Source organism: Henriciella sp. (assembly GCF_049649345.1).
Lineage (GTDB): Bacteria > Pseudomonadota > Alphaproteobacteria > Caulobacterales > Hyphomonadaceae > Henriciella.
In genome coordinates this window covers 1-13,036 of sequence record NZ_JBARZC010000295.1, presented here as the reverse complement: position 1 = coordinate 13,036, position 13,036 = coordinate 1, and the positions used below count along the sequence as shown (strand labels likewise).

Sequence of the window (13,036 nt, the reverse complement as noted above, 5' to 3'; positions counted from 1 at the left end):
TTCCGGCGGTCTGATACGGCTTCTTTATCCGACAGCCTCTGTAAAGACAATTTGGACGCGCCACTTTAAGCAGCGGTGAAAGCGTCCCAGACCAAGCTTTTGGAGCCATAAACGCGGAGACTTATGGATTTTCCGAAAGACTCTAAACTCTTAGCCAATTCAGCAGTACAACTGGTTTTGGGAGAGGGCCACACTGAGCTGCAAGCTCAAATCGCCAGGCAGATAGACGCCGAGAACCTCAGCTCCTTCGACGCGATAATGCGAGTATTTCTGTCCAATGCCGGACTAGATGGCGCAGTAGAGCACGCGGCCACGAACCATCTCTACCATATCCACAATGCGAGAAGATTATCAGTTCGAACTTGCCTGCCTCAAGCGGATATCATTCTCGACTTGGGCGGCGCCAATGCGCCTCTGTTTTCTATGGGATATCCCCATAAATTCGAAAAGCTCTATCTAATAGACCTGCCGGCCGACGAACGTCACGAGTTCTTTGCGAAGGCGGAGATGGAGGTTGAAGTCGACAATTCGACGAGCGAAGGCGACGTTTCGATTCTGTATTGCGACATGACTAAATTGTCTGCCTTTGATGACGGCACAATAGACCTTGTATGGTCCGGTCAGAGCATCGAGCATGTTCCGGAAGAAGCTGCGGTCCGGATGGCTGAGGAAGCCTTCCGCGTCCTTCGCCCTGGGGGAGTGTTCGCGCTAGACACGCCGAATGGTTCGATTACATCCGTGCATGCAGCAAGCGCTGGCCTTGAAGTCGTTCACCCAGAGCATTTCAAGGAATACTCTTTTTCGGCAATGGTCGATATGCTGAGCTCGAGTGGATTTGCGGTTGAAAATACATTCGGCACGAATCACATGCCTGAAACCGTCCGTACGGGTGTATTCGACTACCGCGACTTCGTTGTGGGCGCTCGTATTCATCCCCTCCCTGAGGAATGCTATTCTCAGTTTCACGTTTGCAGGAAACCGGGGTAACTAACTTCGGTAGAAGTTTAAGGTGTCAGCTAAGGTCTCAGCCAACTCATACCGCGGTGACCATCCGAAGTATTTGATCAGACGCTGGTTGTCGCCAGCCGCGTGCGGTACATCGCTAGGACGCAGCCGCTCGCGATCAAGGTCGACTGAAATTTCAATCGCTGCCATACCGATGAGGGTGTCCAGAATGTGTTGAATACGAACGGCTGATCCTGATGCAACATTTATCACGCGAGCGTCAGGATGAACGCCATCAGCAAGCGCCATCGCAACATACGCTTTAGCGACGTCTCTCACATCAAGAAAATCCCTCTTTGCGTCGAGATTGCCGACTCTGATCACTGGATCCTGTCTGCGGGCTTCAGCGTTTGCAATCTGTTCCGCAAATGCTGGCACGACATAGTCGGTCGTCTGGCCTGGCCCCGAATGATTGAACGAGCGTGTTCGTATAACGTCCAAACCCTCCGCCTGAAGCTGGCCTAGCATGATGTCGGCCGCAGCTTTAGTCGCGCCATAAGTAGAGGCTGGTCGGAGCGTCGCATCCTCCGAAATCGGGCCTTCGACGCTGTTGAAGCTCTCCCCATAAGCTTCAGCGCTACCAGCGAACACCAGACGCGCCTCAGGAGCATGCTTCAGGATCGCTTCGGCAAGTTTACGTGTGCCTTCAAAATTGATTGACCATGCCGCGTCGTAGTTGGCACGAGCCTCTCCGGGAGCGGCAATTGCAGCTAGATGCACAACGGTTTTTGGTTTTACCTTTTCTATAAGCTGGAAGATCGAACCGGCGTCCGTCATATCGAAAGCTTCCTGTCGCACGCTCAAGTCCGCATCGCGACGCGGCGACGCCGCGACTATGGCGTCAGCCGGGAGACCATGCTCTGCTGCAGCCAACACCAAGTGTCGGCCTACGAAGCCGGTGCCCCCTGTGATGAGTAGTGGGTTTTCACGGCTTGTTGTCCGCTGTGACATGCTTACCCCAGACGTTTGAGATCCGCGTCCACCATCTCAATTATCATCTCCTCAAGCGTTATTTGCGGCTCCCAGCCGAGCTTGGACTTCGCCTTTGCCGGATTACCGAGCAGTATGTCCACTTCGGCTGGACGGAAGAGAGCCGGGTCGATGACAAGATGGTCCTCCATTGCAAGATCGGCATGATTGAAAGCAATCTTGCACATGTCCCGAACGGTCGTGGTTACGCCTGTCGCGATTACGAAATCGTCAGCAATGTCTTGCTGCAGCATCATCCACATCGCTTTAACATAGTCCCTGGAGTGCCCCCAGTCACGCTTGGCGTCGATATTACCTAGACGCAACTCATCAGCTAAGCCCATTTTGATTCGCGCAACGCCGTCAGTGACTTTCCTGGTCACAAATTCGATGCCCCGCAGTGGGCTCTCGTGATTGAAAAGTATGCCGCTTGATGCATGCATCCCAAAGCTTTCGCGATAATTAACTGTGATCCAGTGGCCATAAAGCTTGGCAACAGCATAAGGAGAACGCGGATAAAAAGGCGTGTCTTCGTCCTGCATATCCTCCTGAATCTTGCCGTACATTTCCGAAGAAGATGCCTGGTAGAAACGTGCATCTGGGACAACGATCCGCATTGCTTCCAACAAGTTCGTAACCCCGAGCGCTGTAACGCCCCCGGTTAAAAGCGGCTGCTGCCAGGATGACTTTACAAAAGATTGAGCCCCCAAATTGTATATTTCGTCAGGCTTCACTTCTTGGAGCGTCCGCACAAGGCCCGAAACGTCGGTGAGGTCGCCATCGATGAACTCGACTTGGTTCTCGATGCCTAGCCACTTCAGCCTCAGATTATTGATCTCAGAAGTACTGGAACGGCGCACCAGTCCGGTTACTCGGTATCCCTTCTCAAGCAGCAGCTGAGCAAGGTAGGCGCCGTCTTGGCCGGTCAATCCTGTGATAAATGCAGTTTTTGCCATAATTTTCCCTGCTTGAACTTCTTATGAGGGGTGCTCGTGGACAGGATTGCTGGCGATGTCAACTACAAGCTGCCCCTCTGCTTCCGAGGGGGTGAGATACGCGTGAGGCCGTGTCAGATCGGTAACGGGTAACCTACGGCATCCTTCAATCACGCACCAATAGCGCTGCGCTCATTAGGTGGACGTCAACTCTCCAGCCGCCTAAAATGACCGCAGCGATCCGCCTTGTTCCAGCAGGATTTTTGATGGCCGCATCAGACCTAGTTCGAGCCTTTCCAGGTTTACGGCCGCTTGCCCGGCGTATTTCCGCCGAACTCTTGCCACGTCCAGCGCCAGTAAGCGCAAGCATGCCCGCCGACAACCAACAATTGGTGCTCGCAGGCATGTTTAGAACTGCGAACGGTCTCGGAGAAGCCGCCCGCTTAAACTACTATGCTTTGCGGGACGCTGGGTTTTCGCCTGTCTGTTTTGATCTCAGCGAAGCGTTCGATCAAATCGATCATGAAACTTCAATTCCTCTCGCACGATCGATATCTCCAAACCACTGCGCAATCATAATCCACACCAACCCACCTGAATTTATTCCGGCCATTCAAGCACTGGGTATTCGCCGCTGGCATCGGACTAAGCTAATAGGCTATTGGCTCTGGGAACTGTCGGCGATTCCAACAAGCTGGGAGCCGGCCCTTGATCTCGTATCGGAAGTCTGGGCGCCTAGCACATTTGTCTCCGAAGCGTTTCTCAAAAATCCGCACGTTCAACAGAAAAAACTTCATATCTCGATTGTGCCTTGCCCCGTTCGCGTCCCGTCGGTTCCAGAGACGGCCCCCGAATATGATAAAACTCACCCACTTCGAGTATTGGTCATGGCTGACGGTCGTTCGTCGCTTCAGCGAAAAAACATTTTTGGGGCTATCAGAATATTTCAAAGGTCATTTTCCCAAGCGCCCCAATCCGCAACGTTGACAGTCAAGACAAGAAATCTCGCCGAGTTTCCGCAGAGCGAGAAGCAGCTGCAACATATGATCACTGGGTGGAGCAATATCAGCCTCGTAAACAAATCGATGTCAGACAGCGAGAAATGGCAGATGTTTCGGGCCCACGACGTTTTACTTTCGGCTCACCGGGCAGAAGGGTTCGGACTTCATCTGGCGGAAGGTATGGCTTTAGGCAAATGCGTTATGGCCACCGGTTGGTCGGGAAATCTGCAGTTCATGGAGTCTGGCTCAAGCGTAAGTTTGCCATTTGAACTTGTCGATGTAGCGGACAGCGACGGGGTCTATGCGTCCGAAGATGATAGCAATCTGAAGTGGGCAGCGGTTGATGAGGAAGCAGCCGCTCGGCAGTTGGCCTTATTGGCAGAAGATCGGCAAAGCCTTCGCGCGATTGGCAAGGCCGCGCCCAAAGCAATAGCAAGAAATTTGGCACCCGATTCACTGTTATCCGAAACACGTCGGCTCTTAGGCCTGAAGCCTACTACGACGGGATGAAGGCCTATCTGATTTAGGCAACACTGTCCCGGGTAATGTGAGCGAACACCTTCTGACACCGTAACTTCTCAGAAAGCATGGAATGAGCACAGTCGCCGTCATCATTGTGAGCTACAATAGTGGCGGATACCTTCAATCGGCGATCAATCACCTACAGCATCAGCATCGCCAGCCTGATGAAATCCTAATTATAGACAACGCGTCTACCGACGGTTCTATCGATCGGCTCAACCTGTCAGAATTGCCCCAAGCCCGCCTAATTTGCCTCCCGGAGAACACTGGATTTGCGAAGGCAAACAATATTGCCGCACTTGAAACCCAATGCGACTGGCTGGCTCTGCTTAATCCCGACACAGAAGCGCGAGCAGGATGGCTTGAACAGCTGCTTGCGGCGCATCTCCGCCATGCTGATGCATCGATCTTTACAACTGCCCAGCTAGACGCGGTCAATTCCTCAATTCTGGACGGTGCGGGCGATGCCTATTCCGTGGTGGGTATTCCCTGGCGAGGCGGCTTTGGCCGGCCGGCGAGTGAGATGCCCGAGGAAGGCGAGTGCTTTTCGCCTTGCGGGGCGAGTATGATGATCAGGCGGGATCTCTTCCTTGAGGTCGGTGGGTTTGACGAGACTTTCTTCTGCTATTGCGAGGATGTGGACCTCGGTTTCAGGCTCAGGCTCCGGGATGAGCGCTGCATATTTGTTCCGAGCGCCGTTGTGCATCACCATGGCAGCGCCATCACGGGCCGCTATAGCGACTTCACGATCCGCCTTGGTACGCGGAACAGGCTGCGCACTTATTTACAGAATATGCCGCCCACTGCGCTGGCGCTAACACTGCCGGGACACGTATTGGCGACCCTTTATCTATATTTGCGCGCGATTGGTAAACCGTACGCCAAGGCGATGCGCATCGGGCTTTTCGAAGCGCTGGGCGATATCGGCGGCATATGGAAACGCCGAAAGGAAATCCAGGCGACCCGCACGGTCTCTTCCTGGCAGATCATGCAGAAGATGAGCTGGAATCCCCTGCAGCTGAGCAGACGGAAGACACATGTATGGCGCTCGCGGCGGGATAGACCCAAGGAGCGGCAAAGAGCTTCAAATTAAGGCCGGCAGACAGCTTACCGTCTGCCACACCGCCCGCCCTATTCCGGTGCGAACTCTTCTTCGACAGCTGGCGCGGGCGCAAACGGTTCGCCGATATCGACGCCCACAGCAGCGATTGTTACATCGCCGGACGGAGCCAGCAGCCCGAGATAGTCGTCGCGACCATTTTTGACCGGAGGAATTTTCATCGGAAATGAGTATTCTTCGAACGTATCGGTCAGGGCGAATTCTTGCCATCCGCTGTTTCCGACCTCATTTGTGGAATAGGCCGCAATCATGTTTGCACCCTCGACATCCGATTTTGCGAGCAGTTTGATCCTTACAGAATGACCAGCAATCTGCTGTTCGAGATCCGGCCCGAAGACGAAAGCCGCCCCCGCCGTCGTACCGGCCGATGGTCCATCCTGATTACCGCCGGAAATTGTGACCGTTGAATCCTCATTTGGTGTGACCGTGATTGCAGGGGGGGAGACCATCTGGCCGACGATCTCTGCCGTCGGGATGACCCGCACGTCTGCGGAAAAGTTATCAGCCGGCGCTGTTTCCTCAACGACCGGCGGTTCCGGCGCGCTGGTTTCACTACTGCCAAATCCGTCCATGCTGGACATGTCGCAGGCCGACAATGCCATAACGGACAATATCAATATTGAACGCATTTGAATAATCCCCTTGTCTATTCGGTCTTGATCGTACGATCCTGGCCGCGGCACGCAAGCCCGATGCCAAGGCAACCGGGAGCGCCAGTTCGCCCCGCTACTGATCGAGAAGCCCGGCCATTTCCAGGCGCTGGATGACCAGGTCGGCTGCGGCATCCGGCGTCAGCGTGTCGGTTTCAAGGTGGAGCTCAGGCTCCATGGGCGGCTCGTAGGGGCTGTCGATCCCGGTGAAGTTCTTGATCTTGCCTTCGCGGGCCTTCTTGTAGAGGCCTTTCACATCGCGCCGTTCGGCGACTTCCAGCGGCGCATCGACGAAGACTTCCCAGAATTCGCCCTCCTCGACCATCTGGCGCACGATCCGGCGTTCGGCGCGGAAGGGCGAGATGAAGGAGACGAGCACAATCAGGCCAGCGTCGGTCATCAGCTTGGAGACCTCGCCCACCCGGCGGATATTCTCGACCCGGTCGGCGTCCGTGAAGCCCAGATCATTGTTCAGGCCATGACGGACATTGTCGCCATCAAGCGTATAGGTGTGCTTGCCCATCTGGACGAGACGCTGTTCGACGATATTCGCGATTGTCGATTTGCCTGCGCCGGAAAGCCCGGTGAACCAGAGAATGACCGGTTTTTGCTCTTTCATTGACGCGCGGACCTGCTTTGACACGTCCATGGCCTGCCGGTGGATGTTCGAGGCGCGGCGCAGGGCAAAATTGATCAGGCCCATGCCGACAGTTTCATTCGTCATCCGGTCGATGATGATGAAGCCGCCCATGCGGCGATTATCCTGATAGGCATCAAATGCAATCTCGCGGTCGAGCGCGATGTTACAGACGCCAATCTCGTTGAGGTGCAGCGTCTTGGCTGCCTCATGGGACCGCGTATTCACGTCGATCTTGTATCTCTGTTCGGTGACCTGCATCTGGCATTCGCGCGCGCCGATCTTCATCACATAGGACCGGCCGGGGAACATCTCGCCATCCGACATCCAGAGAAGCGTCGCCTGGAACTGGTCGGACACTTCGGCCGGCTCCTGATCGGCGCAGATCACGTCGCCGCGGGAAATGTCGATTTCGTCTTCGAGCGTCAGCGTGATGGAATGGCCTTCAACACCCTCATCGAGATCGCTGCCCATGGCGACGACTCGCTCGACCTTGCTCGACTTGCCGGAGGGAAGCGCGCGGACCGCATCGCCTGGTTTAACCGTGCCGGAAAGAATCTGGCCGGCAAATCCGCGGAAATCGAGATTGGGGCGATTGACCCACTGAACGGGCATACGGAAGGCCTTGTCCTGCGCGTCCGACTGGATCTCGATCGTATCGAGATAGGTCATGATGGGCGGGCCATCATACCAGGGTGTGTTGGCACTGTTCTCGACGACATTGTCGCCTTTCAGGGCGGATACAGGGATCGCCTGGATCGACTCAAAGCCAAGATCTTTGGCGAAGTCCTGATAGTCGGCGAGGATCTGTTCGTAGGCCTCCTGGCTATAATCGACGAGGTCCATCTTGTTGATGCAGAGGATGACATGCTTGATGCCGACGAGTGAGACGATGAAACTGTGGCGGCGGGTCTGGGTCAGCACACCCTTGCGCGCATCGATCATGACGATGGCAAGATCAGCGGTCGACGCACCGGTCGCCATATTGCGCGTGTACTGCTCGTGTCCGGGCGTATCGGCGACGATGAATTTGCGCGCATCGGTCGAGAAGAAACGGTAGGCGACGTCGATCGTTATGCCCTGCTCGCGCTCAGCGGCAAGACCGTCCACCAGGAGCGCGAAGTCGATGTCTTCGCCCTGTGTGCCGAACTTTTTCGACTCATTCTTCAGCGAAGCGAGCTGATCGTCGAAGATCATCTTCGATTCGTACAGCAGGCGGCCGATCATTGTGGATTTGCCATCGTCAACGGAGCCACAGGTGATGAAGCGCAGGAGCGACTTCTTCAGCTGGCTGTCGAGATAGGCTTCGATATCGGTGAATTCGGGTGCAGCGTAACCGGCCATTAGAAATAGCCCTCCTGCTTTTTCATTTCCATCGAGGCTGGCGCGTCCTTGTCGATGGCGCGGCCTTCGCGCTCGGACGTGGTGGTACGCAGCATTTCCTCAATGATCTCTGTGATCGAGGCAGCGGAGGATTCGACCGCACCGGTGAGCGGGTAGCAGCCAAGCGTGCGGAAGCGGACGCGCTTCATGTCGGGCGTCTGGCCGTCCTTGAGCGGGAGCCTGTCATCGTCAACCATGATGGTAATGCCGTCATGCTCGACCACCGGGCGCTCTTTCGCGAAATAGAGCGGCACGATCTCGATATTCTCCTGATAGATATACTGCCAGATATCGAGCTCGGTCCAGTTTGACAGCGGGAAGACGCGCACGCTCTCGCCCGGCTTGATGCGGGTGTTGTAGAGCGACCAGAGTTCGGGGCGCTGGTTCTTCGGGTCCCAGCGATGCTGAGCCGAGCGGAAGGAGAAAATACGTTCCTTGGCGCGGGACTTTTCCTCATCGCGCCGAGCGCCGCCTATGGCTGCATCGAACTTGTATTTGTTGAGCGCCTGCTTCAGCGCCTGCGTCTTCATTACATCGGTGTGCATCGCGGACCCGTGCGAAAACGGTCCGATCCCCTGCTCGACGCCTTCTTCGTTCGTATGAACGAGCAGCTCGATTGCCGGGTCGTCCTTCAGCTTGTCGCGAAACGCGATCATCTCGCGAAACTTCCACGTGGTATCGACATGCAAGAGCGGAAACGGTAGCGGACCTGGATAAAACGCCTTGCGGGCAAGATGCAGCATCACCGAGCTGTCTTTGCCGATCGAATACATCATCACAGGGTTCTGCGCGGAGGCGGCAACTTCGCGTAAGATGTGGATGCTCTCGGCCTCCAGCCGGTCGAGATGTGTAAGCGTGGTCATATTAGGTCCGGATGGATTATGTCGTTTTGCGTTGTGTTTTCAGATGGCGTTTGATCGAACTGACTGACAAGGGTCAACCGCCATCATACCCCTTAACAAGTGTTGTTAGGGAAAGTGTACAAAAAGCGTGCCAGCTTCGGTCTCGCTACATTGGGCGAGTTGATGGACAGGCCCTGACAGTCTAGGCGAGGTGACAACATTTTCGCCTGATTGAGAGCCGCCCTCACAAATGCCCGCCCTTCGATTTGCTGTCTTTGGAAAGAGCCGACTGGCAGCCGCGCGGTGCCATGCGCTCACCGCATCCGAGGCTGCGAAGATCGTCAACACCTGGTCGACCGAACAGGTCTCGTCTCTTTCCGATACGGACTGGCATGAGATGCTGGATCCGGCACAGATCGACGCAGCTATATTTGCGCTGGCGCCCGATATCTCTGCGCGCGCCGCCAGAATTGCGCTCGAAAAAGGCATTCATGTGCTGAGCGAATTGCCAGGCGGCGAGACTGTCGAAGACATCATCAATCTGAGAGAGGCCGAGCGCGATAGCGGCGCGGTGCTGAAGTTTGGCTGCGGCCTCAGATATCATGGCAGCGTGCAGCAGGCGCTAGGGCTCATGCAGGCGGGCGAGTTCGGCAAGCTGCTGACCGCGCGCGCCGCTTATGGACATGCGGGCCCGCCATCCGGCGCCCTCGTGACGCCTTCCATCCTGATCGGCCTCGCCATTCACATGCTGGAGCTGCTGCATCGTTTCTGTGGCCCTTTCGAAAGCGTCAAAGCGATGAGCGATGGCGCACCAGAACGGTCAGAGAATGTCCTCGCGCTCCTGAAGACGGGCAGCGGCGCCCTCGTCCAGCTGCACTCCTCGGCGACCTCCTGGCGCCAGACCTTTCGCCTGGAGCTCGGATTCGAGCACGGATATATCTGGCTCGACGGGCATACGCCGGGTCTTGAAGGGTATGGCCCGGAAATGCTCATCCACGCCAGGGTTGAGCGAACCCGGTCGGGCGAGGTCCTCCCAAACCCGGACGAGACGGTGCGGGAGTTCGCGGGGCAGGACACTGCGCGCGAGGAGCTTGAGGAATTCCTGGCTGCCATCGCCGGTACATCGCCGCTGAAGCACGGCACCAGCCATCAGGCTTTCGACGCGATCAATATCGCGCACCGCATTTGCGCTGCCTGCGAAACGTGGGCATAAGCCCGGCCCAGCAGCCCCATCATTCTTCAGTCCGACAAGGAGACCCCAATGAGCCTCACACCTGACCAACTCGCCAGAATCGCTCTCGATGCGGGCGCGCTGATCATGGAGATTTATGAGACGGACTTCGATGTCGACAGCAAGGACGACGCCTCACCGGTGACCGAGGCGGACGAGAAGGCAGAGGTGCTCATCCTCAAGGGGCTTGCCGAGGCCGATCCGGATCTTGATGTCATTGCAGAGGAATCGGTCGCCGCGGGAAACCTGCCCGACCATGGGGCGCGCTTTGCGCTGGTCGATCCGCTCGACGGGACGCGGGAATTCATCAAGAAGAATGGCCAGTTCACCGTGAACATCGCAATCATCGAGCATGGCAAGCCAGTGATGGGCGTCGTCTATGCGCCAGCCCTTAATCGGCTGTTCCTGGCCGAAAGCCCCGACACCGCCTGGCAGGCCGAGGTGAAACCGGGAGAGCCCGTGCCTGCGAGCGACAGCCGGATGCCGATGCAGATCCGCAAGGCGCCTGAAGAAGGCCTGACAGCCATCGCCTCGAAATCACACCGCTCGCCAGAGACTGATGAGTTCCTGTCCAAATTCGATGTGAAGGAGATCATCTCGGCCGGCTCATCACTGAAGCTTTGTCTGGTCGGCGCCGGCGAGGCCGATATCTATCCGCGCATGGGCCGCACTATGGAATGGGACACGGCCGCCGGACAGGCTGTCGCCGAAGCGGCCGGCGCGCGGGTGATGACCGAAGACGGCGTGCCGCTTCGCTATGGCAAGAAAGAGCGCGGTTACGACAATCCGCACTTCATCGTCTATGGCGACGTGACGCCCGTCTGAGGGCCTCGCGCAGCCATCAATGAAAAAGGGCGGCGCCGAAGCACCGCCCTTCTTTTTTGTCTGAAAGGCTCAGCCTAGTTGCCGGTACCGCCAAAGCGGGTGGTCAGGCTGATCTTGAACGTACGGCCGAACGGGTTGTGGGTGTACGGATCGTAGTTCAGATCGAACTGGGCAAATGGCGGATCTTCATCCGTCACATTGACCACCGACAGACCGAGATCGAACATATCCGCACGATAGGTGTAGAACAGGTCGAACGTCGTCTGGCTTTCGATTTCCGAATTTCCGTTCCCTGTGAGGTCGCCGCGCTCATCATCATAGGCGTCGATGTGGCGCATGACACCGCGCACATTGTGATTGCCCATCGCATAATTGGCGAAGACGTTTGCCTTCCACTGCGGCAGGGATCGGGAGAAGTTCGACCGGTTGAACTGGTCGACCCGGTCACCGCCGGGAATGATCACATCTTCAATGCCGAAATCATCGACATCATACTCAATGATGTAGGTCATCTCACCGCCGACAGAGATCTCCGACGCACCGCTATCCCAGACTTGCTCAGCCCGGAGATCGATACCTGAGGTCTGGATATCAGGGCCGTTCACGACATTGGTCCGCACGCGGGCGATCTCGTTCGGCTGGTTGAGACCATCGCCATTATTGTCGGTGAAGGTAATCCTCGAGAGGATGCCTGCCTCTGTATCGCCAGCATTGAGCGCAGCAATGGCAGCGGCCACGACCTCTGCCTGGTCTTCAACGATGATCGGATCCGAGAAGTCGAAATTATAGTAGTCGACTGACGCGGTGAAACCGTTGTTGTTGTCGTACAGCGCACCGAGATTGAAGCTGAACGCTGATTCCGGGCTTAGGTCGGGATTACCGAACTGGTCGATCGCTTTAAACGCCGACGTCGGGGCGACGAATTGCAGCGTGGTGACCTGGCCGGAGAGCTGGTTCAGCGTCGGGCCACGGAACGAGGTCTGGGCCGAGCCACGCAGCGCGAAGCTGTCATTGACTTGCCACTTTGCCGCGACTTTCGGGTCGAAAGTCGATCCAACATCGCCGCCATAGTCCTCGTAGCGGACGGCGAACTGCATATCGACATCCTCGAAGAGCGGAACCTGGAGTTCGCCGAACACAGCATAGATCGTCTGCTCTTCATCGAACGGCGTCGTACCGGCGAGGAAGGAGAACGGTCCCGTGCCACCCGGTCCGGGGTTCTGCGTCAGGTCTGTCACCTCATTTGGCTCGACCTCATAGCTCTCGCGGCGAACCTGTACGCCGGCCGCCCAGCCGACCTCGCCACCAGCCGCTTGCACGCCGCTCATGCCCGAGACGGTCGCATCCCAGACGAGAAGGTCGGTCGTCACAACTGAACCAACCCCATCGGTCAGCCAGTTGGCCAGCGTCTCGGAGTTTTCAAGCGCCGGCACAAAGTTTGGATTAGGCTCGCCGGTAACGCCGCTGGCCGGGATCGAGTTGGAGAACGGGTTATAATATTCACACCCGCCCGCACCCGCGACGAGGCTACCTACATAGCCAGCAGCAAAGGGCTGGGTGCCGGTCGCCGGATCGTTACCCGTAATCGGATCGGTACAAACACCGAAACCATTGAGAGCCGCCGTGAAGCCGAGAATATAGGTGTCATTGGTGATCCGCTCGCCCTCGGTCGTCGAGTAGCTGAGCGCCGTATCCCAGTTCACGCCATTGTCCCACGCCCCATCGAGCGCGCCGGACGCCCGCCAGCTTTCATAGGTCCGGAAGCCTTCCTGAGCGCCGTAGTCGGTGCCCGGGAAACCGCCCCACGCGAAGGAACGGCCAATATAAAGCGCCGCAAGTGTACCGGCCGGAAAATCACCCGGATTGTCAGCAATATATTGCTGAAAGCCTGGGTTCGAAGCCGGGACCACCTGCGT

The 13,036-nt window shown here is 56.8% G+C and carries 11 protein-coding genes; 5 read left to right on the top strand and 6 right to left on the bottom strand.

Translation table 11 applies throughout. From position 1 onward, the window contains the following. The first annotated feature begins 123 nt into the window (after positions 1 to 123). The gene (locus WA989_RS07810; RefSeq protein WP_424339941.1) at positions 124 to 987 is read left to right on the top strand and encodes a methyltransferase domain-containing protein; all 864 of its coding nucleotides are present in this window, start codon (positions 124 to 126) and stop codon (positions 985 to 987) included. Here WA989_RS07810 and WA989_RS07805 read toward each other — a convergent pair whose 3' ends face one another. Both WA989_RS07805 and gmd read right to left on the bottom strand, forming a co-directional pair. Next, the gene (locus WA989_RS07805) at positions 988 to 1,956 is read right to left on the bottom strand and encodes a GDP-mannose 4,6-dehydratase (RefSeq protein WP_424339940.1); all 969 of its coding nucleotides are present in this window, start codon (positions 1,954 to 1,956) and stop codon (positions 988 to 990) included. Positions 1,957 to 1,958: 2 nt separating this feature from the next. Beyond that, positions 1,959 to 2,930, bottom strand: a complete 972-nt coding sequence (gene gmd, locus WA989_RS07800; RefSeq protein ID WP_424339939.1) for a GDP-mannose 4,6-dehydratase — start codon at positions 2,928 to 2,930, stop codon at positions 1,959 to 1,961. 206 nt (positions 2,931 to 3,136) lie between these two features. Between gmd and WA989_RS07795 the strand changes: the two genes are divergently transcribed. Further along, positions 3,137 to 4,420, top strand: coding sequence for a hypothetical protein (locus WA989_RS07795; RefSeq protein WP_424339938.1), 1,284 nt, complete (start codon positions 3,137 to 3,139; stop codon positions 4,418 to 4,420). A gap of 82 nt (positions 4,421 to 4,502) precedes the next feature. Continuing rightward, positions 4,503 to 5,525 carry a glycosyltransferase family 2 protein gene (locus WA989_RS07790; RefSeq protein WP_424339937.1) on the top strand — a complete coding sequence of 341 codons (1,023 nt, stop codon included), beginning with the start codon at positions 4,503 to 4,505 and terminating at the stop codon, positions 5,523 to 5,525. A 38-nt stretch (positions 5,526 to 5,563) separates the two neighbouring features. Here WA989_RS07790 and WA989_RS07785 read toward each other — a convergent pair whose 3' ends face one another. Genes WA989_RS07785 through cysD form a run of 3 tightly spaced genes read right to left on the bottom strand, consistent with a single transcriptional unit; the run spans position 5,564 to position 9,085 of the window. Further along, entirely contained in the window at positions 5,564 to 6,337 is a 774-nt protein-coding gene (locus WA989_RS07785) for a hypothetical protein (protein ID WP_424339936.1), read from the bottom strand. After that, positions 6,279 to 8,183: a sulfate adenylyltransferase subunit CysN gene (cysN, locus tag WA989_RS07780; RefSeq protein ID WP_424339935.1), complete on the bottom strand. Its 1,905-nt coding sequence runs from the start codon at positions 8,181 to 8,183 to the stop codon at positions 6,279 to 6,281. Before cysN ends, WA989_RS07785 begins: the two co-directional genes overlap by 59 nt. After that, positions 8,183 to 9,085: a sulfate adenylyltransferase subunit CysD gene (cysD, locus tag WA989_RS07775; RefSeq protein ID WP_424339934.1), complete on the bottom strand. Its 903-nt coding sequence runs from the start codon at positions 9,083 to 9,085 to the stop codon at positions 8,183 to 8,185. Before cysD ends, cysN begins: the two co-directional genes overlap by 1 nt. A gap of 229 nt (positions 9,086 to 9,314) precedes the next feature. On the opposite strand from cysD, the gene WA989_RS07770 reads away from it, so the two are divergent. Then, entirely contained in the window at positions 9,315 to 10,277 is a 963-nt protein-coding gene (locus WA989_RS07770; protein ID WP_424339933.1) for a Gfo/Idh/MocA family oxidoreductase, read from the top strand. Positions 10,278 to 10,325: 48 nt separating this feature from the next. Then, positions 10,326 to 11,120 (top strand): 3'(2'),5'-bisphosphate nucleotidase CysQ, encoded by a 795-nt coding sequence (gene cysQ / locus WA989_RS07765; protein ID WP_424339932.1) that lies wholly within the window; start codon positions 10,326 to 10,328, stop codon positions 11,118 to 11,120. Between the two features lie 74 nt (positions 11,121 to 11,194). Here the strand turns inward: cysQ and WA989_RS07760 are convergent. Continuing rightward, on the bottom strand, positions 11,195 to 13,036 hold a 1,842-nt coding region (locus tag WA989_RS07760; protein ID WP_424339931.1), incomplete at its 5' end, for a TonB-dependent receptor domain-containing protein.

Bases quoted from the DNA above. Each gene is read 5' to 3' on its own strand.
- cysD (WP_424339934.1), bottom strand. From the start codon at position 9,085: ATGACCACGCTTACACATCTCGACCGGCTGGAGGCCGAGAGCATCCAC.
- gmd (WP_424339939.1), bottom strand. From the start codon at position 2,930: ATGGCAAAAACTGCATTTATCACAGGATTGACCGGCCAAGACGGCGCC.
- WA989_RS07805 (WP_424339940.1), bottom strand. From the start codon at position 1,956: ATGTCACAGCGGACAACAAGCCGTGAAAACCCACTACTCATCACAGGG.
- WA989_RS07770 (WP_424339933.1), top strand. From the start codon at position 9,315: ATGCCCGCCCTTCGATTTGCTGTCTTTGGAAAGAGCCGACTGGCAGCC.
- WA989_RS07790 (WP_424339937.1), top strand. From the start codon at position 4,503: ATGAGCACAGTCGCCGTCATCATTGTGAGCTACAATAGTGGCGGATAC.
- WA989_RS07810 (WP_424339941.1), top strand. From the start codon at position 124: ATGGATTTTCCGAAAGACTCTAAACTCTTAGCCAATTCAGCAGTACAA.
- cysN (WP_424339935.1), bottom strand. From the start codon at position 8,183: ATGGCCGGTTACGCTGCACCCGAATTCACCGATATCGAAGCCTATCTC.
- WA989_RS07785 (WP_424339936.1), bottom strand. From the start codon at position 6,337: ATGCCGCAGCCGACCTGGTCATCCAGCGCCTGGAAATGGCCGGGCTTC.
- WA989_RS07795 (WP_424339938.1), top strand. From the start codon at position 3,137: ATGACCGCAGCGATCCGCCTTGTTCCAGCAGGATTTTTGATGGCCGCA.
- cysQ (WP_424339932.1), top strand. From the start codon at position 10,326: ATGAGCCTCACACCTGACCAACTCGCCAGAATCGCTCTCGATGCGGGC.